Source organism: Gordonia sp. 135 (assembly GCF_009720185.1).
In the GTDB taxonomy this organism is placed as follows: Bacteria; Actinomycetota; Actinomycetes; order Mycobacteriales; family Mycobacteriaceae; genus Gordonia; species Gordonia alkanivorans.
In genome coordinates, this window is sequence record NZ_CP046257.1 from 2,107,502 (window position 1) to 2,128,745 (window position 21,244).

The window sequence follows — 21,244 nt, forward strand, 5'->3', positions numbered from 1 at the left end:
AGCGCCGCTGCGAACGCGGTACATTCGGCATCATCATGGTCATGCACAGCAGGTCTCCCAGTGGGTTCTCGACGTGGCGTTTCATCGCAGATGAACTTCGCGGCGAGATCGTCGACGGTGGTCTGGCGCCGGGCACTCGTCTCCCGTCGGAGTCGCAACTCGCCCGACGATTCGGCGTCAATCGCAACACCGTGCGTCAGGCTGTCGCGGCGCTGGCGGCGGACGACCTGGTCGTCGCGCGGCGAGGCAGCGGAACCTTCGTCGCCGAACACGAGGTGCTCGTGCACCGCATCGGTGTGCGCACCAGGCTCAGTGACAGCCTCGGTGAGCGTGCCAAGAGTGCGACCGCACGCCTGCTCGGGTCCGAGATCGTGCCCGCCCCCGAGTCGGTGGCGAAGCGGTTGCATCTCGGGGACCGCCACGCGCTGCGCATGGAGATCGTGCGCGGCGTGGATGGTCGGCCGATCTCGTTGAGTACCAATTGGTTCGATGCCGAACGGGTTCCGGGACTGGCCGAGGGTTTCGTGGCCGAACAATCCCTCACCCGGGCACTGCGCGAGCAGGGGATCGACGCCTACGTCCGTGGCTCGACGATGATCGCGGCCCGTCATGCAACCGCGAGTGAGCTCACCGATCTCGAATTACTCGAGGGTGCAGTGGTTCTGGCGGTCGAGGGCTTCGACGTCCTACCGGATGGCACCCCTCTGCAACTGGCCGTCACCCGGTTCCCGGCCGATCGGGTGGAGCTCGACGTCGATCCCGGGCGGTGAGTCGGGCGTCCCGAGATCTGCCCGATCACCGGAACACTCGTCGTAGCCAGGCGGCCACGCCCTCGACAGTGAGGACGGTGACGACCATCATCACCACCAGGGTGGTCACCTGCCCGTGCATGGTCGACAACGTCGACGCATTCATCAGGTAGAAACCGATGCCGCTGCCGCCGACGATGCCGAGGATGGTCGCGGCTCGGATGTTCGAGTCGACGAGGTACATCGTGTTGCCGATCAGCGACGGCAACGCCTGTGGCCACGTGGCCGCCAGGTAACGCTGTCCGCGTGCGGCGCCGGTGGCCGTCAGGGCGCGTTCCGGTCCGGGCGGGACCTCCTCGAACGAGTCGGCGATGAGCTTGCCGAGAAGCCCGATCCCGCCGACGGCGAGAGCGATCACGCCGGCCTGGTTGCCGAGCCCGGTGATCATGATCAGGAGGATCGCGAGGACGAGTTCGGGGATACCGCGAAACACCACGAGGAGCACGCGGAACGAGTTGCGGACAGGCGGATTGGGCACCACGTTGCGTGCGGCGAGCGAACCGATCACCAGCGAGACGGCCAACGAGAGCAGTGCGGCGGCGAAGGCGACCTGAACCGTCACGAGTAGTGCCTCGAAGAAGTCGCCCATCGTGTACGGCCCGGTGCTCGGCGGCCAGAAGCTCTGGATCGACGGCCACATGTACGACCAGTTGACGTCGGCGAAGTCGACGTCGGCCAGCCAGTAGCTGGAGATCACGAGGGCAACGGATCCGACGGCCCACGCCGTGTTGCGGATGCGGCGGGCGGTCCACGGCTGTCGGGTCATCGAGTCCACGGTGACGGCGATGGGCTGCTGGTTGCCGGTCCGTCCGTCGCGCGGACGGCCACGAGTGACGAACCGAACTGCGCGATCTCCGAACCAACGCCCGCGCGGCTCGACGCCGAGCAGGTTCCGGCGGATGGTCGACGAGATGATCTCCACCACCACGCACAGGACGAAGATGACTCCGGCGATACCGATTCCGCGACCGTATCCCTGCGGGAACTGCTCGAACGCCACCTTCATCGCGTATCCGAGGCCGCCTACACCCGCGTAGCCGAGGATCGCCGAGCCGCGCAGGTTGATGTCGAAGCGGTGCAGGACGGTGGCGATCCAGGACGGCAGCACCTGGGGGACCACGCCGGACCAGAACTCCTGTGCGCGACTGCCACCCGCGGCCCGGATGGCCAGACGAGGGCCGTCGTCGATCTGTTCGATGGCGTCGGCGAACAGCTTGGAGATCATGCCGATCGAATGGATGCCTATCGCGATGATGCCGGGCAGGGGGCTCCCGAGGACGAATGCGAGCGAGAACGCGAGGGCGAGCACGACATCGGGAAGCGAACGGGTGATGACGCCGATCGCCCGGCCGACCCAGCGCAAGGTGGCGGACGGGGTGGTGTTCGATGCGGACACCCAGGCCACCGGAACCGAGATGGCAGCTGCCACAACGGTGCCGAGGATGACGATGCCGAGGGTGAGACCGATCAGATACATCAGCTCGCCGAACGGGGGCAAGCTGATCGGGTCCATGTTCGAGAACACCTTCTGGGCGTTGTCGAGGCTCGAGACGATGTTGGCCCAGGAGAAGTCGAGTGTGGTCAGCGAATAGACGCCGAACGCGAGCAGGCCGAGAACGACGACGGTGCCGGCGGTCCGCCCCGGTCGGCGTGGTGGTTTCGGCGCCGCCTGTTCCGGTGGGAACGGCGCGGCCTCGAGGGTGGTCACCACATTCCGCTCCGGGCCAGCAGATCGTGCTCACCGGTTTCGGCGGCGACCTGCCGGTAGATCGCCATCGCGCCCTCGCGGGAGAGTTCGGCGGTCGGGGTGTCCAGGACGACCTCGCCGGCACGCAGTCCGACCACCCGATCGCCCCAGTCGAGAGCGAGCTCGACCTGGTGAAGACTGCAGACGACGGTCAGGCCGCGGTCCGCGGCGATCTCGCGAATGAGCGCCATGACCTGTGCGCTGGACTCGGGGTCGAGGCTCGCGACCGGTTCGTCGGCCAGCAGAATCTCGGGATCCTGCATGAGGGCGCGGGCAATGGCGACCCGCTGCTGCTGGCCGCCGGAGAGCTGGTCGGCACGTTCATAAGCCTTGTGCAGCAGCCCGACTCGGTCGAGGTGGCCCAGTGCGGTCACGCGCAGCGACTTGGGGTACGCCCACAGTCCGAGACGCGGGCCACGAAGCCGGGACAGTGCCCCGGTGAGCACATTCTCCAGAACGGTGAGCGGGCCGACCAGTTCGAACTGCTGGAATATCATGCCGATCCGTCCGCGCAATGCGCGAAGTTCCTTCGGAGAGCTCCCGGTGAGGGTGCGGCCGAGTACCGAGATGCTCCCCGCGGTGGGGGTCTCGAGGCCGTCGAGGTGCCGCAGCAGGGTCGACTTCCCGGACCCCGAGAGGCCGAGCAACACGACGATCTCGCCCTGTGCGACAGAGAGATCGACGTTGTGCAAGGCCCGGTTCGTGCCGAAGTCCTTGCAGACCTCGGTCACCTCGATCAGCGGTGCGAAGGCAGTCGTGACCGCGCTGGGTGAGATCGCCGTGTTGGTCATGGTTGTGGTCCTCTGTGGAGTCGGGGGTCGGGAGCCGGGATCAGGAGGCGCAGTTCGCGGCCGCGATGTTCTGGCAGAGGTCGCTGATCGGTGCGAAGTACGACGGATCAACCGCGAGTACGCCGAAGTAGCTGGAGGTGAAGCCATCCGTCAGGGGCACCCCGGACTTCTTGATGTTCTCCACCGAAGCGCCACGTAGCGCATCGGTGACCTTGGTCTTCGCCTCGGCGGGAAGCGCCGACGAGACGGTGAACGGGCCGCCCGGCACGTACTCCCGGTTGATGACCTTGACCTGGCCCTTCTCGACCGCCTCGGCGGCCACCGTGTCCTCGGCGAACCCCAGGTCGCACTGCTTGGATGCCACCGCCTGGGCCGACTTGTCATGGCTGCCCGCGAAGATCGGGGTGAAGTCGTCGAACTTCGGTCGGCCGCTGGCGTCGACGCCCGTCGACGTCACATCGAGACCAGCAGCGGACAGCGCCTTGAGGCCGAACAGGAAGCCGGAGGTCGAGTTGGGGTCGATGAAGCAGACCGATTTGCCCCTGGCCTCGGAGAGCGAGGTGATGGTCGAATCGGCGGGGACGATGGCCTCGGAGAAGTATCCTGCATCCTCGGCGTCCGGAGAGGTCAGGCTCGCGGCCACCGGTTCGATCTCGGCCCCCTTGGCGGTGGCCATCACGTACTGCAGACCGCCCATCGTGCCGATGTCGGCCTTCCCGGCGGTCAGTGCGGCGATCAGTGCGGTGTAGTCGCTGGTGGGGTAGTACTCGACCTCGTATCCGGTGGTCTTCGCGAGGTATTCCTGCAGCGGCTTCCAGTTCGCGTCGGACCCGGCCTTGTCGGGAACCGCGGCGAAGACGAGGGTTTCGGGGGATTTGGCCCAGCCGCTGGATTCCGCACCGGCTGAGGAGCAACCGGACAGTGCGGCGGCGGACAATGCTCCGGCGACGGCGACAGACAGCAGGGTCTTGATGCTGGGGGCGCGCATGATGATGCCTTTCGAGGCGTGGGGGTGGGCTACGGCCATGGGAGGGGGGCTGCAGCCGTGGGGACGGGCTACGGGCGTGCCCGGGGACCGGTCGTATCGATCAGGTATCGCCGACTCCGGGCACGGTCATCAGGGTTCGTTCGTTGGGTGAACAGATGTCGGCGCCGGCCTGTCTTCTGGATGAAGGCGGTCGGAACATGTCTAGTTTTATAGACAGGTTGTGTGGTGTGGCCCGGCGTGCACAGCACAGCCGAGCGTTCGGTGCCCCTTACGGGGGCAGGCGCGGTCAGCGTCGGATGCGTGCGGCCTCGATGGCGGGGGAGATGATCTCGGCGAGATCTGTCGCGACGTCGCGGTCACCTTCGGGAGGCATCGCGACGTAACTCAGTGCCATTCGGGTGATCGCGCGGGCGACGCGCTCGACGTCGGGGTCCGGCATCGACAGCCACGTCGACTCGCGGAATGCCTGCGCCAGTCGGTCGCTCGCGGTGGTGATGATCGGCGCCACGTCGGTCGTGATGAGCTTCATCAGGTCGGGTTTGGCCTCGCCGGACAGCAGCGACGCGATCAGGGGATCGGTGGCCACGCCGGCGAAATACTCCGTGAACGCGGTGCGCAGCGCGCCGGTGACATCGTCGACGTGGTCGGCGAGCGAATCGGCGACATGACCCGCGAAACGGTTCGCCAACCGGACCGCATATCCCTGCGCCAGTCCGTATCTCGACCCGAACTCGTTGTACACGGTCTGCCGGCTGACACCGGTGGCGGCGGCGACATCCGACATGCGCACCGCCGACCAGTCCCGGTCCGTCAGCAGGTCGTGCAGCCCGTCGAGCAGCGAGTCGCGAAGCGGCGACTTGCCGTCCTGCGTGTGGTTGCGCGTCGTCATCGTGCCGCGCCGACCGGCTCCAGCGCGTTCTCGATCATGGCCACCAGTTTGCCGCGCTCGGTGGCGGTCAGCCAATGCCCGGCCGCCATCGGCTCACCGGTCAGCGGCTGGGGCTGTGACCGCCGCGCCAGACGCTACCGAGACAATGTACGTTGTCTATACAAAAGGTTCGGTTTGTAAAGTAACCTACTGCAAAGAAGATCCCTCGCGCGTTTCTGTCGGGGGAGGGCGCGAGGGATCTTCCTTGGGGAACTCCGGGGCGGCGGGGGAAAGGGCCGCGTCCGGAATCGAGGGGAGCTACCCCTCAGTCATGGGGTGTTGATCCAGTTCAGGATCGACTGGGCGGTGGCGGGATCGCCGTTGCTGATGCCGATTGCCGCACCGATGGCAGCGCCGACTCCCGCGCCCCAGATGCAACCGACGATGACCAGGCAGCCGATGATCAGGCCGGCGACCGCGCCGATCGCAGTGGTCACGTTCCCGCCGCGGTTCCAACCGTTGTTGATGTGCCAGATCATCTGCTGATAAGCGCGATCCCTCTTCGCCGACGCGGGACGGACGCCCGCAGTGATCGCGGCGCGCGCCTCCGGCGTGAGGATCGGTGTGAAGGTCGCCTGAGTGCGGTCGGCGCTGACCTGCGTGCGCAGCGGCACCACCGCCCCGTCGAGGGGCAGGGTCAGGGCGACGCGCTCGAGGATTTGTCCGCTCAGGTCGACGACCCGCAGCTCGTTGCCCACGGGCACGAAGGTGGCGTTGCGCAGGGTGGACGTCATGGAGGTGCCGTCCGCGGACCCGATCGTCAGGTGCGATGGCGCCGCGGGGGCGGGCGCTCCGTGGGCGGTGCCGAATGAGATCGTGAGCATGGCGATGGCCGACGCGGTGATGCTGAGTAGGCGGAAACGCTTCATCGGTCGCTCTCCACTTCGTCTGCGTGAGGTCGGCGCCGTCACCGCGGTGGCCGCACTCGGCCGCCGTGTGACGTCCGAACGCTTTGCCGGGTTCGAGCGGTGTGATTGTCGCACCGTCCCGAGTGCGCATGTGTCGTGTCCGGTTTCATTGGTATGAACGGATGACGCCAGTCTTGGGCCATGTCGGTGCGGAAGTTGCGGGGAGTAACGGTCTGCGGGTTCGTCCCGCGGTCGGCCGAGATCGGTCGACAAGAGGTTCGGACGGCCGATGAGTCGTAGCATGGACGAGTGGGTTTCGCCGTCCCGCCCGAGGCGTACGGACGCTTCATGGGCCGTTACGCCGATCCGCTCGCCGAGGTCTTCACGACCTTCGCGGGGGTCGGTGCCGACGCGGATGTCCTCGATGTCGGGTGTGGACCCGGCGCGCTCACCGCTCACGTGCTGACTCTCGGTGCTGCCGTCACCGCGATCGATCCATCCCCACCCTTCGTCGACGCAGTCCGCGAACGATTCCCGGACGTCGACGTGCGCCGCGGAACGGCCGAGGAATTGGCTTATGACACAGGTGAATTCACCCATGCGCTCGCGCAACTGGTCGTCCACTTCATGAGGGATCCGGTTCGTGGACTCACGCAGATGGCGCGTGTGACCCGTCCGGGCGGGACCGTCGCGGCCTGTGTGTGGGACGGACCGACCGGAGCGCTCGCCCCGTTCTGGGATGCGGTACACGTTCTCGACCCCGAGGCACAGGATGAGGCGCTGCTCTCCGGCGCACACCGCGGTCATCTCACGGAGCTCTTCGTCACGGCCGGACTGCAGAACGTCGTCGAGGAATCTCTCACCGTCGACGTCGTGCATCCGAGTTTCGAGGAATGGTGGGAGCCCTACACTTTCGGCATCGGTCCCGCGGGCGAGTATGTGAAATCGCTCGACGCCACCGCCCGGAGGGAGCTCGAGACGGTGGCGCGAAAGCGTCTGGGCGACGGGCGGTTCATCGTCTCGGCCACTGCCTGGGCCGCGCGCGGGACGGTGTGAGCGCCGGGCGGGTCAATCGTCGGTCGGCGGACGCATACCCGCCAACAGAATGGACACCAGGCGCGGCACGAGGTTCGGTGTCGCCGCCTGGACGGCGTCGGGCTGTGGGCGGGTGATCAGGCCGATCCCGACGATCAGCTCGAGTGCGTCGAGGTCGTCGCGGACCAGTCCGGCGTTCTTGGCCGAGCCGAGCAGTTCTTCGACGCGGGCCAGGGTTTGGGCCTGCGTGGTTCGGACCGCGGCGGTCACGTACTCGGCCAACGCTGCCGACAGGGCGCCGAGATCCAATCCGACGAGCCGATTCACGAACGTCGTCCACGCGGCGTCGGGTGCGGTGGTGATATCGGCGAGCCCGTCGTCCGCGGCACGCCCGATGTCGTCCAGGATTGCGAGCGCCACCTCGTCTGCGAGCGCATGGCGTGACTCGAAGTTCCGGTACAGCGTGGCGATACCCACCCCCGCACCCTCGGCAACGGTCTCGAGGGCGACACCGCCGCCCTGTGCCGCGAACAGTCGACGGGCCTCCTTGACGATCGCCTGACGACGCCGCGCTGCATCCGCTCGCATGTGTCCACGTCCTCTCGACCCGGTGACCCGTCCATCACATCCGACTTGACACGGCCAGTCTAAGCGGAGGAATATCATCCACTATTAACCGGAGGATAAGCATCCGGTTTGACGGGAAGGACGCACGATGACACCCGCGGCGATGGGAACCCCGGCGATCGAGGACAAGGAGGCTCCGGGAAAGAAGATGCCGCCGCCCGTGGTGATGCTGGCGGGCCTGACCGCCGGCTTGGGCGCCATCCTCATCCTGCTGCTGATGGTGTTCATCCTGCCGTCGCTCAAGAGTGGGGCACACGATCTGAGGGTCGGCGTGGTCGGTGCCCCGGCCGCGGCCGGCCTACTCGAGCAGAGCCTGGCCACCGCGGCTCCCGACGCCTACGAGCCCCAGCGCTACGACTCAGAGGCCGCGCTGCGGGACGCGATCGAGAACCGCGAGGTCGTCGGCGGATTCGTGGTCGACGAGGCCGGTGTCCACGCCCTGGTAGCCAGCGCGGGCTCGGCGTCGATCAGCGGAAACCTCACCGGTACCGCGCAGGCGCTCGGGCAAGCGACGGGGGAGAAGGTGACGGTCGAGGACGTCGTCCCGCTGCCGGAGGGTGACCCGACCGGCATCGGCATCGGCGGTCTCGCGTTCCCGCTCGTGTTCGGCGGCATCGTCCCGGTCGTCGCGTTCCGGAAGATCTTCCCGCGCAGCAGCGGCTGGTACCTGACCGGTCTGGTCACCTTCTCGGCCGTCGGTGGCTTCGTGGTCGCAAGCATGCTCACCTTCGGGTTCGGCAGCATCGAGACAGGACTGTGGTCCACGACGTTCTGGGCCGTCGCCGGTTCGATCGCGCTCGGGATCGCCGCCCTGGCCATCCCGCTCGCGGGCCTGCAGAATGCGTTCGGTGCCAAGGGTTTCACCATCGGCGCGATGGTCATGATGTTCCTCGGCAACCCGCTGGCCGGTATCGCCGGTTCGGCTGCATGGCTGCCGTCCGGGTTGGGTACCGTCGGCCAGATCCTGCCGCCGGGTGCGGCCGGAACCCTGGTCCGCTCGGCCGCCTACTTCGGCGGAGCCGGCGGTCTCACCGCCGGTCTGACCCTTGTCACCTGGATCGTCGTCGGTCTGGTGCTGTTCGTCACGGGAATGCGACGTGCCGCCGTGTCGACACCCGAGGCCGTCGAGCTCGCCAGCTGAGCTCGATATCGCGAATCCGGGCGTCGAGTACCGGGCGCCGGCTGATCGAGGGAGACGACGCATGTCGGGCCATGTCGACCCCGCCTCGATCGACGAGTAGACGGTGACGCCGTGCGGATCCGTATGACGTTGTGCCCGGTTTCCGGGCACAACGTCATACGCATGTCACCCGCGCGGGTACGCCGCGGCGAGGAGTATCGAGGCGAGGGTGGCTTCGGCGTCGGAGGCGTCACGTAGGTCGATGACCTGGCGCATCTGGAGGCGCGGGGTATCGCCGGACGCCGGTTGGGGTCCGTGGATCTCGGCGCGCACGTGTTGTAGATGTTCGGCGAATCGGCGGGGGATGTCGGGTCGCCGGTTGATGCGTTCGGGGTTGGGTGGTGCGCCGGGTTGGGTATTGAGCCGCCAGGCGCAGCGGCCTTCGTCGGGTCCTTCGCGGACCATGCGGGTGGTGTATTGGCCGGGTTGGTCGCCGACCATGCGGTTGTGTTTCGGGCATGCCGGGGCGAGGTCGGTGATGTCGGTGAGTCCGCCGAGGCCCCAATCGAGTTGGGCGTGATGCATTTCCACGTGCGCGGCAGACACACCGCAGTCGGGATTGGAGCAGGTGTCACCATCAGGCCGGGCGAAGGACGCCAATCGCTGTTCGCGGGTGGCGAGGCGTTTGCCGCGTCCGAAGTAGAGGGGGATGGCGGTGGCGTCTTTGAACACCGCCAGCCAGGGTTGGGCGTCGGCGGCGAGGTTGATGAGGTCGGGGATGGGGATCTGGGTGGCGGTGGCGGTGACGGCGTAGCCGGCTTCGCGGACGAGGTCGTTGAGGTCGGCTTTGATGATCAGCTGCATCGGCAGTCCGCGGTGACTCTTGCCGAGCATGCCGTCCTCGAACACGGCCTTCAGGAGTGCGTTGAAGGCGTCGTGGTTGAGTTGGGCGGGGCTGCGGTCGTTGCGTTGAGCGGCGGCCGCCACAGCGTCGGGATCGGCATCCTCGCTGGACCCTGTCGGTGATTCCGGATCATTCGGATTGTTCATCCCGGGTTTGGCCCACACGGCCAGGAACATGGAGACCCGTGCGAGTAGTTCGGGTGTCAAAATGCCCGACATCTTGGCGGTGCCGTCGGCGCGTTGCCGGTTGAGGTACACGTTGCGGCGTCGTTGGCGGTCGGTGTCGTCGGTCAATGTCCCGTCGGGGTCGAGGTAGCCCAGCAGGCGAGCACCGGCCTCGGTGATCTGGTCGGGGGTGAGGTGGACGGCTTGTTCGGCGATGGTGCGTTCGGCGGCGACCTTGATGTCGTGGTCGACGGCGTGGGGGATCTGGTCGAGCACATCGATCACCGCATGCACATGCGCTGATCCCACCCGGCCGGCGGCGAACGCCGTGGCGAGGGTGGGGTGGACGGGTTCGAGGGGTGCGCCGGTGGTGGCGTCGGGGTAGGTGGCGGTGGCGCGGGTTTGTTTGAGGCGTTTGCCGGGGTAGGCCATGCGCAACCGGTGTTTCATGTAGTCGATGACGCTGCGGTAGCCGGCTTTACGGGGTAGGTCGCGCTGGTCGGCTTCGACGATCTGCTGGTTACCGGTGTAGGTGAGTCGGGCGATGGCCTGTTCGATACGGACACCGGCGTCGTCGACCTCGGTATCGGTGAGGCGGGTGAAACCCGTGGTCTGTAGCTGGTCGATGATCGCGTCGAGTTCGTCGAGCAACGCGGGCACCGCGGTCGGCGGCGACTCATCGGTGATATCGGTCGATGCGCTGTCGGTCATGGCGGTCACCCCCTCGAAGATCGCAGTTCGAATATATGTTCGACAATACACGTAATTCTATTGCTGCGCAGAGGCAATCGATCCTCTTCAGGAATGCGGGAACTGTCGGAGTCATGGTGTAGAGCGGCTTCCGTCCGACGATCGGATCTCGGGGTACCAAGGGTCTCGATAGCTGTGTCAGGGAAATCCGCGCACGCCACAGTCAATTCCGCGGATACTGCTCCAATGCTGCTGTCTCAGCGAATTCGCGCTCGTTCGAGCCGCATCGGTGCTGTCTGTGTCGCGATGCTGGTGTTCACGGGCCTGCTCGTCGCAACTCCGGGTACCGCCGAGGCGACCCCGAACTGGCGATACACGATGGTGGCGTTCTCCAACACCAGTGCCCGTCACATGGACGTGTACCAGTCCGCGGATGCGAGCCGGTTTCGGCCGCTCCGGTTTGGTGCGTACCGACCGCCGTCGGGTGTGGTGCGCGATCCGAGCATCTTTCACGGTGCAGACGGCTGGTACTACGTCACCTATACGACCGGTCAGAACACCATCGGGTTCGCGCGGAGCCGCGATCGCGTGAACTGGGCGTTCATGCACAACTATCCGGTGCCGCTGTGCTGCGCTTTCCTACCCGGCACGGGCGATGGCAAGGGAGTGTTCGGCTCCTCGTCCGGGCCGCTGTCGTTCGGGTCGGCCGGTTCGAGTGACGGACCGTCTCTGTCGCCCTTCACCACCAAGGCGTGGGCTCCGGAGTTCTTCGTCGAGGGTGGTCGCGTCAACATCATCCTGTCGATGTCGACGGGCGGAGGGTTCGTGCCCTACGTCATGACGGCGCTCGAACCCGGCCTGCGACTGTGGAGTCCGCCGGTGCCGATCCTCGGCCTCGGTGCGGACCACATCGACACGACCGTGGTGAAGGCGGGCTCCACGTACCACGCGTTCACGAAGAACGAGCGGAAGAAGGTCATCGAACACGCGGTCGCGACATCGCTGACCGGTCCCTACCGGTTCGTCCCGATGCGGAGTTTCGGTCGCTTCGTCGAAGGCATGGCGCTGGTCAAACTCCCGAACGGCAACTGGCGCATGTATGTCGACGCGTACAAGCAGCGTCGGTACTTCTACTCCGACAGCAGCGACGGGCTGTCGTCGTGGAGCTCGGCGAAAGAACTGCCCGGGCTCTCCGGATCGGTCCGCCACTTCGGGGTGATCCGGGAGCCCGCCTAGGTCGACCCGAGCAGATTGACCGCATTGGCGACGACGAGGCTCAGCACGACGATCGACAGGATCGACTGCGCGGCCATCGCGAGCTTCATCCACCGGGCGAGTGGCATCACGTCGGTGGGGCTGAATGCCGTCGCGTTGGTGAGAGCGAGGTACAAGTAGTCGAAGAACACGGGTCGCCACCCTGCTGGTGCGAGAGTCGGTTCGATCTGTTGAGGAAAGGCGAGATCCGGACGCCGTCGCGGGTGCAGATGCCTGTTGACGGGGCCGCCGCCGTCGAGCTCCCAGTACAGGAACCCGAAGGCCAGAACGGTCTGCAGCCACACGAGCGCACCGGAGAGAAGAAGCTCGTTGGCCACCGTCGTGTCCGGATTGCCGTGCAGCAGATCCCACACCAACCGGCCGGCCGCCCAAGCTGCCCCCGCGGCGATCACGACGACCAACGCTATCGACAGTGCCCGCACCCGGCGTCCCGGTCGGTCGATGCGGCCCGGGTCGACGATGACCAAGGCCAGCAGGACCGCGCCCTCGATGGCGGGCAGGAGCCAGCTGGTACCCGCTGCATAGCGAGAGGGCAGCAGGAACGGTATGAGCATCGACAGGAGCACGAATGCCGAGGCTGTCCAGCGTTGTTCGGCGCGCGGACGCTCGCCCGACGGAGCGTTCTCGTCATCGCTCATCGTTCGTATCTTCCTCGCGATGTGCTGCCACCGGTGGGCGGCAGGAGTCCCTCACGAAAGCGGCCCCGCGACACGTTCGACGAAAACCGTTGACGATCCATACTCTGGCGGTACTGTGTGGAACATCACATAGTGGCCGGAGGGATCGCCATGATAAACGCCGAAATCAATGCACTCCATCACAGTATCCAGGCGCTGCGCCATCAGCTGGTGACGTTGAAGGCTCGCTACGGTGACGCCGACAGTGTCCGCCGGATGGTCAACGATCTCGACCGTCTCGACATCGATCTGCACGACTTCGAGCAGAATCCGCCGAAGGTGAAGCCGCAGCGGAAGCCAGGCCAGGACCGGGTCTACGTGCCGGACAGCAAGTCCGACGAGTCGGCGTGGCTCGGTGCCCAGGACGAAGGGCTCGGGTTCCACTCGCGTGAGCGGACGAAGTGAGCGCGCCCGCGGCTGAGCGGGAATCACTCGGGGTCTTCTCCCCGAGACGGGCGCGCCTGACGGCGCGCACCCTCCGGACGGACCGATGGTGGCTGTCGCCGTTGCTGACGGTCATTGGTCTCTCGGCGTTCGTCATCTATGCGACCGTGCGATCGTTCGTCCGGAGTGCCTACTACGTCGCGGATTATCACTACCTCACGCCGTTCTACTCGCCGTGTCTGAGCGAGTCGTGCGTGCCCGGATCGAGTCATTTCGGTACGCCGTTCCCGGAACTCCCGATGTGGATTCCGCTGGCGTTCCTCACTTTGCCGTTTCTCCTCGGGTTCCGGTTGACCTGCTACTACTACCGCAAGGCCTACTATCGGTCGATCTGGTTGTCCCCGCCGGCATGCGCCGTCGCCGAACCCCACACCAAGTACACGGGGGAGACGCGGCTGCCGCTGATCATCCAGAACTCGCACCGGTACTTCTTCTATGCGGCCGTGGTCATCTCGGTGATCAACAGTTACGACGTCATCGTCTCGTTCCACGCCAAGGACGGCGGATTCGGTCTGGGGCTGGGCAATGTGATCCTCGTGGTCAACGTGGTTCTGCTCTGGGTCTATACGGTGTCCTGCCATTCGTGTCGGCACGTGACCGGCGGCCGGCTCAAGCATTTCTCGAATCATCCGGTGCGGTACTGGATCTGGACCCAGGTCTCCAAGTTGAACACCCGGCACATGCAGTTCGCCTGGATCACGCTCGGCACACTCGTGCTCACCGACTTCTACATCATGCTGGTGGCCAGCAACACCATCTCTGATCTGAGGTTCGTGGGTTGATCGATCGAGGTCGCAACGACTGTTGTGCAACCGTTTTCAACGTTGGGAGTCGCGCTAGATGACCGAACCGGAACGCTACCAGTACGACGTCGTTGTGATCGGTGCGGGTGGTGCCGGCCTGCGAGCGGTCATCGAAGCTCGTGAGAAGGGCTATTCGGTCGCAGTCGTGTGCAAGTCGCTGTTCGGCAAGGCACACACCGTGATGGCCGAAGGTGGCTGCGCGGCGTCGATGGGTAACGCGAACGCGAAGGACAACTGGGCGACGCACTTCCAGGACACGATGCGTGGCGGGAAGTTCCTGAACAACTGGCGCATGGCCGAACTGCATGCCAAGGAAGCGCCCGACCGGGTGTGGGAACTGGAAACCTATGGGGCGCTGTTCGACCGGACCGCTGACGGCCGGATCGCACAGCGCAACTTCGGCGGCCACACCTACCCGCGCCTGGCTCACGTCGGAGACCGGACCGGACTGGAACTCATCCGAACCATGCAGCAGAAGATCGTCTCGCTGCAGCAGGAGGACTTCGCGGCCACCGGTGACTACGAGTCCCGCATCAAGGTCTTTGCCGAGTGCACCATCACCGAGCTGCTGAAGGACGGCGACGCCATCGCCGGTGCGTTCGGGTACTGGCGCGAGTCCGGCCGGTTCATCGTGTTCGAGGCACCTGCGGTGGTGGTCGCTACTGGCGGTATCGGCAAGTCGTTCAAGGTGACGTCGAACTCCTGGGAGTACACCGGCGACGGGCACGCGCTCGCCCTGCGCGCAGGCGCGAGCCTGATCAACATGGAGTTCGTCCAGTTCCACCCGACGGGGATGGTGTGGCCGCCCAGCGTGAAGGGCATCCTCGTGACCGAAGGCGTCCGCGGTGACGGCGGCGTCCTCAAGAACACCGACGGCAAACGGTTCATGTTCGACTACATCCCGCCGGTGTTCAAGGGTCAGTACGCGGAGACGGAGAAGGAAGCCGACGAGTGGCTCGCGGACAACGACTCCGCCCGCCGCACACCGGATCTCCTCCCGCGCGACGAGGTCGCCCGCGCGATCAACGAGGAGGTCAAGGCCGGTCGCGGCACCGAGCACGGTGGCGTCTATCTCGACATCGCGTCCCGCATGCCGGCGGAGGAGATCATCCGGCGGCTTCCATCGATGCATCACCAGTTCAAAGAGCTTGCCGACGTGGACATCACGAAGGAGCCAATGGAGGTCGGCCCGACCTGCCACTACGTGATGGGTGGGATCGAGGTCGATCCCGACACCGCGGCGTCGCGCGTGCCTGGACTGTTCGCCGCCGGCGAGTGTTCCGGCGGTATGCACGGGTCGAACCGACTGGGCGGCAACTCGCTGTCCGATCTGCTCGTGTTCGGTCGACGAGCAGGGCTCGGCGCGGCGTCGTATGTCGAGTCGCTGGGCAACCGGCCCGAGATCGCGCAGGACGACATCGACCGGGCGGCCGAATACGCGCTGTCTCCGTTCGATCCGCCCGCCGACGGCAAGCCGGAGAACCCGTACACGCTGCACATGGACCTGCAGCAGGCGATGAACGACCTCGTCGGCATCATCCGCAAAGAAGCGGAGATGCAGGAGGCGCTCCGCGTGCTCTCCGACCTCCGGAACCGGCTCGGCAGCATGCAGGTCGAGGGACATCGGCAGTTCAATCCGGGGTGGCATCTCGCGATCGATCTCCGGAACATGCTCCTGGTCAGCGAATGTGTCGCCAAGGCGGCACTGATGCGCACCGAGAGTCGCGGCGGACACACCCGCGACGATCACCCGTCGATGGATTCGGCCTGGCGCAACACCCTGCTGGTCTGCACGGCAGAAACGAGCACCGACTCACCGGTCCCGGAGGTCGAGGTCGTCGAGGAAGAACAGGAACCGATGCGGCCGGACCTGCTGGAGCTCTTCGAGTTCGAAGAGATCGAAAAGTACTACACCGCAGCCGAAATCGCTGGTCATCCCGGCGCCGGGGGCGAGCGAGCCGAGGGACAGTCGGAGGACTGACATGGGTTACGACGCGAAGTTCCGAGTGTGGCGAGGCGACATCGAAGGCGGTGGTCTCGAGGATTACACGGTGCAGGCCAACGACGGCGAGGTGGTGCTCGACATCATCCACCGCCTCCAGGCGACCCAAGCTCCCGACCTGGCCGTGCGCTGGAACTGCAAGGCGGGCAAATGTGGGTCGTGTTCCGCTGAGGTGAACGGCCGTCCCAAGCTGTTGTGCATGACCCGGATGTCGACGTTCACCGAGGACGAGGTCATCACGGTGACCCCGATGCGCACGTTCCCGGTCATCCGTGACCTCGTCACCGATGTCTCGTTCAACTACACGAAGGCCCGCGAGATCCAGTCGTTCACGCCGCCGCCCGGGCTTGGGCCGGGGGAGTACCGGATGAAGCAGGTCGACGTGCAACGGTCGCAGGAGTTCCGCAAGTGCATCGAGTGCTTCCTGTGCCAGAACACCTGCCACGTCGTCCGCGACCACGAGGAGAACAAAGAAGCCTTCGCCGGCCCCCGCTACCTGATGCGAATCGCCGAGCTCGACATGCACCCGCTCGACGTCGCCGAACGTCGCGACACCGCGCAGAACGAGCACGGTCTCGGGTTCTGCAACATCACCAAGTGCTGCTCCGACGTCTGCCCGGAACACATCAAGATCACGGACAACGCCCTCATCCCGATGAAGGAGCGCGTCGTCGACCGCAAATACGACCCGCTGGTATGGCTGGGTAACAAGCTCTTCCGACGCTAGCGCCACTTCTCGCGCTCACCCGGCGACCCCGGGCGTCACGTCCCCGGCACTGATCGGGTGACACCGCCGACGGCTCTCGACGAGCCCGTCGCAGTCGTCGTGCCCCTGGTGTGACCTGGTCGATGATTCGGCAACGGGCGAAACGGATACACGAGCGGTGCAGGGGTACCGACCAGGGGCCCATCAGGAGGGGAGTCGGTACTTCGATGACAGGGACCCATCGCGTCGTCAGACGTACTCCGGAGCTCGTATGAGGACGAGTGACGAGGAGCTGGTCGACGGTCGGACCCGGCACTACGGCGAGTTCTACGGCGTCGTCGAGGCTCCGCGGAACGATGACCGGAAGATACTCGTCGTCTGGGGAAACTGCCAGGCCGAGGCCTTGCGGATTGTCCTGTCCAGCTCTCCCGACCTCCCGTTCCGTACCGTTCGCGTCCCGCCGGTCCACGAACTCGAGTCCGCCGACATGGCGCGGGTCGAGGACCTCATGAGCAGCGCAGCGATCATCGTCTCCCAACCGGTGCGTACCGGGTACCGGGGATTTCCGATCGGAACCTCGGACCTGGCCGACCTGGCGCCATCGGCGTCCGTCATCGTCTGGCCGGTCATCCGCTACGGCGGATTGTTTCCGTTCCAGGTCATCGCCCGACACCCAGCGCAGCCGTCCGCAGTACCCGCGGCGGTTCCGTACCACGATCTGCGAACGGCCCTCGCCGTGGTGGCCGGTCGCGACCGCTTCGACGAATGGGACGTCGACATCGCCGCCGAACGTATCCGGGAAGCAGCGCAATGGAGTGTGGATCAGCTCGCCGTCCGCGAGCGGCGGCACTGTGACGTCGGGATCTCCGACACACTGCTCGACCTCGGGGCCGATGCCGCCCACACGATCAACCACCCTGGAAATCGAGTGTTGCTCGCCCTCGGCGGCCGGATCCTCGACTCGCTCGGGGCGTCGGCGCCGGTCCCACCCTCACGCGACCTGCTCGGCAACATCCGAGCGCCCCTGGAGCGACGGGTGATCGACGCGCTGGGGATCGACGCGTGCCCGCGGACGTCGTGGGACGTCGACGGTGTGGCGCTGACCGAGGACGACGTTCGCCGTCGCCAGATGCACTGGTACGCAGACCATCCCGAGTTCATCGGAGCAGTGTTGGACCGTTACACCGACCTCATCGAGATCTTGGGCCTGTCGTGACGGGGCCGATCGGGCATCTCCTGGTCGGACCCCGCTCACACGGTGTGGTCCGATATGCGCAGTCGGTCTTCGATGCGGTACGCGCCGAGAGCGCGGATCATCGTTTGGCGCACGTGCTCACGCTCGGCGCCGGTGTCGTATCAGGACTGGACGAGTGTGCGCTCGTGCACGTGCACGTGACCGATCGCCTGTTCGGACGTACGCCACGGCAAGCCCGGGACAGCGTGCTCGCCCTGTTCGCGGCACTGGACCGGCCGGTCTCGGTGACCCTGCATGATCTGCCCCAGCCCTCGGACGGACCGGCGATGCAGGCACGTGCCGATTTCTATCGCGCGGTGGCGCGGGCCGCGACAGGAGTGATCGTGTCGAGTCACCACGAGGCGTCGCTCTTCGCCGAGTACGTCGACGCGACGATCGGCGTCGAGGTCATACCGCTGATGTTCGACACCGTCCGCGTCGACAAGCCCTCGGAATCAGCGGAACTGACGGTCGGTGTCCTCGGCTACCTGTACCCCGGGAAGGGGCACCTGGAGACACTGCAGGCTATGTCCGGCCTCGACCCGTCCATCGGTTTCGTCGCGCTCGGCACCCCGTCACCCGGCCACGAAGACCTGGCCGATGAACTCGCCAAGGTCGCCGCGGAGATGGGACGGCGGTGCACGGTCACGGGGTTCCTGACCGACGACGAACTGATCCGGGCGTCGGCCGAGGTCACGGTTCCGGCCGCCTATCACCGGCACATGTCGGCCTCCGGGTCGATCAACTCCTGGATCTCCGCCGGGCGCCGACCGCTGGTCCCGAGCACCGCCTACACCGATGAACTCGCCGCTCGTTCCCCGGGCGTCCTGACGATGCACGCCAACAACGATGCTGCTCTGCGGACCGCTCTCGAGAGCGCGTTCGCGAATCCCGCGAGCACCTGGATCGATCCGGCGGTGACGCCGTCGCCCACCGCCGCCGACGTCGGCCGGGCTCACGAGCGACTGGTCCGGCGGTGGAGTGCATGACCGTCATGAGGCTCGGCGACGGCCGAACCGTGGTGGCCGACAATCGCTGGGACCTGGTCGGCGTGGCTTCGACGACGCCGCTGGTGAGTGTCGTGATCCCGTACTACAACCAACCCCACCAACTCGCGTTGGTCCTCGAGGCGTTGACGGCCCAGACCCACCCGCCGGATCGTCTCGAAGTGGTCGTCGCCGACGATGGCTCGACGTGTTCGCCGGACGTGAGAGCGTGGACATCGCGACTCGACATCACCGTGGTGACGCAGGAGGACAACGGCTTCCGAGCGGCAGCCGCCCGCAATCTGGGTGTCGCGGCGTCGAGCGGTACGGTCCTGTGTTTCCTCGACGCGGACACGGTGCCGACACCCGACTACATCCGGCAGTCGATCAGATTGCCCGCCGCGGCGCCCGACGCACTCGTGGTCGGGCGGCGTAAGCACGCCGACCTGAGCCGGGTCGCCCCGGACTCGGTGGTGGGGTGGTTGTCCGAACAACGGCCGCTCGAATCCTCGCACGACTGCGAACCCGGATGGCTGGTCGATGCGTACGACCGCACGTCCAACCTCCTGAACCCGGGCTGGGACGGTTACAAGTATCTGATCAGTGCGGTGATGACCTGCAGCCGTCAATTGTTCGACGACGTCGGAGGCTTCGACCCGTCGTTCGTCCACTACGGCGGTGAGGACTGGGAATTCGCGAACCGGGCCTTCATGATGGGCGCGGTGTTCGCGCACGAACCCGACGCACTGGCCTGGCACGATGGTCCCGACTGGGCGGAACGTTCGGTGCCCGAGCGGATCTCGAAGAAGAACGCCGAAGCCCTCGCGCTCGCCCCGCTCATCACCGATCCGGCGGCCCGTACTGCCGGCCTGCTGTACTCGATCCCGGACATCGTGGTGCTCGTGTCGACGGCGGGGCACACCGCGGCATCGCTGATGCGTACTGTCGCCGGCGCGTTGCGAGGGATGGATGCTGCTGTCTGGCTTGTCGGCGAACATGCCGACGCTTTGCTCATCCAACTGGGCGTGGACGATTCGCGAATCCGGGTCGGTGGTCCGGACGCATCGACGCTGTCGCGGTGCAGGTTCGTCGTCGAGGTCGCCGGTACCGTCGTGGTCTTCTCCGTTGATTCGCTCGCGCTGCTCACGGCCCAGGTCGGGCCGGGGGAATGCGGCCAGGTGACGGTGGACTTCGACGGATCACCGGCCTCGGTAACGGTCACGTCGTCGCGCGCACGGCACCGTGTCCGACGCTGGGCAGCGCACACCGACGTGGGCCCTGGCGAGCTTCTCGACCGGTTGTTCGGGGTCCGAACAGTGCATCACAGCGAGGTCGAGATCGTCCTCGGCGACGAGGAACCGGCGTTGTCCTGGTGAGTGTGGTCCGCAGGTGATCGGCACTCCCGAACCTCACCTCGACCGGCAGACTTCGATCGAGTTCTGCGTGTCAGGGATGACGTCGACCGGTCACCGGAGTGGAACTCCACAGACCTGCGATTTATTGGTGCCCCCGGTGAGACTCGAACTCACACTGGACGGGTTTTGAATCCGTTGCCTCTGCCAATTGGGCTACGGGGGCCAGTGCGCGGGTTGCCCCGTGCAGGAGCCAACTCTAGATGATCGGCCGACCGGCCCGGCAACCGGTACTCTTCTGTTCGACTATGGCGTGGAGGAGGGGATGGTGACAGTGACCGACAGTGCGACTACGACAACTGGTGAGACGACGAAGACGCATCGTGTGCTGGTGGCCGAGGACGACTCGCTGATCCGTATGGATCTGATCGAGATGCTCCGCGAAGAGGGCTATGACGTCGTGGGGGAGGCTCCCAACGGTCAGGTCGCCGTCGAGCTCACGGAGTCCCTGAAACCCGACCTGGTCATCATGGACATCAAGATGCCCATCCGCGACGGCATCGACGCGGCGACGGAGATCGCGGAGAAGCGGCTGGCGCCGGTCGTCATGCTCACCGCGTTCAGCCAGCGGGACTTCATCGAGAAGGCGCGCGACGCCGGCGCGATGGCTTACCTGGTCAAACCGTTCACCAAGGCCGATCTGGTGCCGGCCATCGAGGTGGCCGTCAGTCGCTATCACGAGCTCAAACTGCTGGAGCGCGAGGTCGCGACGATGAACGAGCGGCTCGAGACCCGCAAGCTCGTCGAACGCGCCAAAGGTTTGCTCATGCAGAAACAGGGCCTTTCCGAGCCCGAGGCGTTCAAGTGGATTCAGCGTGCCGCGATGGACCGTCGGACAACGATGAAAGCCGTGGCCCAGGTCGTCGTGGAGACCCTCGGGACGAACTGACGAAGGACAGGTCGATTTGACGCAATGCGTCTGCGCGCAAGTCAGTTTCACTGTCTTTACGCAGGGGCAACAAGATCGCGCTAGCTTTTCCCCAGCGAGGCGCGGTTGGATGCGTCGATCTCGATGCACCGCTCTCGTGTGACAACTCCAATCGCAAGGAGAGCA

The 21,244-nt window shown here is 66.0% G+C and carries 20 protein-coding genes and 1 tRNA gene; 12 read left to right on the forward strand and 9 right to left on the reverse strand.

Annotation, left to right across the window (positions count from 1 at the left end):
- The first annotated feature begins 41 nt into the window (after window positions 1-41).
- Window positions 42-770 (forward strand): phosphonate metabolism transcriptional regulator PhnF, encoded by a 729-nt coding sequence (gene phnF, locus GKZ92_RS09620; protein ID WP_230461923.1) that lies wholly within the window; start codon window positions 42-44, stop codon window positions 768-770.
- Between the two features lie 25 nt (window positions 771-795).
- Here the strand turns inward: phnF and GKZ92_RS09625 are convergent, their stop codons facing one another.
- The 5 genes from GKZ92_RS09625 to GKZ92_RS09650 all read right to left on the reverse strand — a co-directional run bounded on the left by GKZ92_RS09625 (window position 796) and on the right by GKZ92_RS09650 (window position 6,132).
- Window positions 796-2,517 carry a PhnE/PtxC family ABC transporter permease gene (locus GKZ92_RS09625; RefSeq protein WP_230461924.1) on the reverse strand — a complete coding sequence of 574 codons (1,722 nt, stop codon included), beginning with the start codon at window positions 2,515-2,517 and terminating at the stop codon, window positions 796-798.
- On the reverse strand, window positions 2,514-3,347 hold the full coding sequence (gene phnC, locus GKZ92_RS09630; RefSeq protein WP_042376135.1) for a phosphonate ABC transporter ATP-binding protein: 834 nt from the start codon (window positions 3,345-3,347) through the stop codon (window positions 2,514-2,516). Before phnC ends, GKZ92_RS09625 begins: the two co-directional genes overlap by 4 nt.
- Before the next feature lie 40 nt (window positions 3,348-3,387).
- Window positions 3,388-4,335 carry a phosphate/phosphite/phosphonate ABC transporter substrate-binding protein gene (locus GKZ92_RS09635; RefSeq protein WP_035755355.1) on the reverse strand — a complete coding sequence of 316 codons (948 nt, stop codon included), beginning with the start codon at window positions 4,333-4,335 and terminating at the stop codon, window positions 3,388-3,390.
- 286 nt (window positions 4,336-4,621) lie between these two features.
- Window positions 4,622-5,224 (reverse strand): TetR family transcriptional regulator, encoded by a 603-nt coding sequence (locus tag GKZ92_RS09640; protein ID WP_035755357.1) that lies wholly within the window; start codon window positions 5,222-5,224, stop codon window positions 4,622-4,624.
- A gap of 308 nt (window positions 5,225-5,532) precedes the next feature.
- Window positions 5,533-6,132 carry a hypothetical protein gene (locus GKZ92_RS09650; RefSeq protein WP_035755359.1) on the reverse strand — a complete coding sequence of 200 codons (600 nt, stop codon included), beginning with the start codon at window positions 6,130-6,132 and terminating at the stop codon, window positions 5,533-5,535.
- Window positions 6,133-6,420: 288 nt separating this feature from the next.
- On the opposite strand from GKZ92_RS09650, the gene GKZ92_RS09655 reads away from it, so the two are divergent.
- Window positions 6,421-7,167, forward strand: a complete 747-nt coding sequence (locus GKZ92_RS09655; RefSeq protein WP_035755361.1) for a class I SAM-dependent methyltransferase — start codon at window positions 6,421-6,423, stop codon at window positions 7,165-7,167.
- A 12-nt stretch (window positions 7,168-7,179) separates the two neighbouring features.
- On the opposite strand, the gene GKZ92_RS09660 is transcribed toward GKZ92_RS09655, so the two are convergent.
- A complete protein-coding gene (locus GKZ92_RS09660) occupies window positions 7,180-7,734 on the reverse strand; it encodes a TetR/AcrR family transcriptional regulator (protein ID WP_035755364.1) in 555 nt (184 codons plus the stop codon).
- Between the two features lie 127 nt (window positions 7,735-7,861).
- Here GKZ92_RS09660 and GKZ92_RS09665 point away from each other — a divergent pair, with 127 nt between their 5' ends.
- Complete coding sequence (locus tag GKZ92_RS09665; protein WP_035755366.1) at window positions 7,862-8,914, forward strand: membrane protein; 1,053 nt, start codon at window positions 7,862-7,864, stop codon at window positions 8,912-8,914.
- Window positions 8,915-9,079: 165 nt separating this feature from the next.
- Here GKZ92_RS09665 and GKZ92_RS09670 read toward each other — a convergent pair whose 3' ends face one another.
- Window positions 9,080-10,672 carry a DUF222 domain-containing protein gene (locus GKZ92_RS09670; protein WP_035755407.1) on the reverse strand — a complete coding sequence of 531 codons (1,593 nt, stop codon included), beginning with the start codon at window positions 10,670-10,672 and terminating at the stop codon, window positions 9,080-9,082.
- Window positions 10,673-10,897: 225 nt separating this feature from the next.
- On the opposite strand from GKZ92_RS09670, the gene GKZ92_RS09675 reads away from it, so the two are divergent.
- A complete protein-coding gene (locus GKZ92_RS09675; RefSeq protein WP_035755369.1) occupies window positions 10,898-11,887 on the forward strand; it encodes an arabinofuranosidase in 990 nt (329 codons plus the stop codon).
- On the opposite strand, the gene GKZ92_RS09680 is transcribed toward GKZ92_RS09675, so the two are convergent.
- Window positions 11,884-12,564, reverse strand: a complete 681-nt coding sequence (locus tag GKZ92_RS09680) for a DUF1345 domain-containing protein (RefSeq protein WP_035755371.1) — start codon at window positions 12,562-12,564, stop codon at window positions 11,884-11,886. The two genes, GKZ92_RS09675 and GKZ92_RS09680, sit on opposite strands and share 4 nt — an antisense overlap.
- Window positions 12,565-12,714: 150 nt before the next feature.
- Between GKZ92_RS09680 and GKZ92_RS09685 the strand changes: the two genes are divergently transcribed.
- From GKZ92_RS09685 to GKZ92_RS09715, 7 genes are all read left to right on the forward strand, one after another.
- Entirely contained in the window at window positions 12,715-13,008 is a 294-nt protein-coding gene (locus GKZ92_RS09685; protein WP_035755408.1) for a hypothetical protein, read from the forward strand.
- Window positions 13,005-13,829 (forward strand): hypothetical protein, encoded by an 825-nt coding sequence (locus GKZ92_RS09690; RefSeq protein WP_042376122.1) that lies wholly within the window; start codon window positions 13,005-13,007, stop codon window positions 13,827-13,829. Before GKZ92_RS09685 ends, GKZ92_RS09690 begins: the two co-directional genes overlap by 4 nt.
- Window positions 13,830-13,887: 58 nt before the next feature.
- On the forward strand, window positions 13,888-15,831 hold the full coding sequence (locus tag GKZ92_RS09695; protein ID WP_006360006.1) for a fumarate reductase/succinate dehydrogenase flavoprotein subunit: 1,944 nt from the start codon (window positions 13,888-13,890) through the stop codon (window positions 15,829-15,831).
- A 1-nt stretch (window position 15,832) separates the two neighbouring features.
- A complete protein-coding gene (locus GKZ92_RS09700; RefSeq protein WP_006360005.1) occupies window positions 15,833-16,579 on the forward strand; it encodes a succinate dehydrogenase/fumarate reductase iron-sulfur subunit in 747 nt (248 codons plus the stop codon).
- A 250-nt stretch (window positions 16,580-16,829) separates the two neighbouring features.
- Window positions 16,830-17,774, forward strand: a complete 945-nt coding sequence (locus tag GKZ92_RS09705) for a WcbI family polysaccharide biosynthesis putative acetyltransferase (RefSeq protein WP_127963261.1) — start codon at window positions 16,830-16,832, stop codon at window positions 17,772-17,774.
- Window positions 17,771-18,781, forward strand: a complete 1,011-nt coding sequence (locus GKZ92_RS09710; protein ID WP_074849950.1) for a hypothetical protein — start codon at window positions 17,771-17,773, stop codon at window positions 18,779-18,781. The genes GKZ92_RS09705 and GKZ92_RS09710 overlap by 4 nt, the downstream gene beginning before the upstream one ends.
- A complete protein-coding gene (locus GKZ92_RS09715; protein ID WP_127963260.1) occupies window positions 18,778-20,154 on the forward strand; it encodes a glycosyltransferase in 1,377 nt (458 codons plus the stop codon). Before GKZ92_RS09710 ends, GKZ92_RS09715 begins: the two co-directional genes overlap by 4 nt.
- A 125-nt stretch (window positions 20,155-20,279) precedes the next feature.
- Here GKZ92_RS09715 and GKZ92_RS09720 read toward each other — a convergent pair.
- Window positions 20,280-20,356, reverse strand: a tRNA-Leu gene (locus GKZ92_RS09720).
- Between the two features lie 99 nt (window positions 20,357-20,455).
- On the opposite strand from GKZ92_RS09720, the gene GKZ92_RS09725 reads away from it, so the two are divergent.
- Entirely contained in the window at window positions 20,456-21,079 is a 624-nt protein-coding gene (locus tag GKZ92_RS09725) for an ANTAR domain-containing response regulator (protein ID WP_006360000.1), read from the forward strand.
- The last annotated feature ends 165 nt before the right edge of the window (window positions 21,080-21,244 follow it).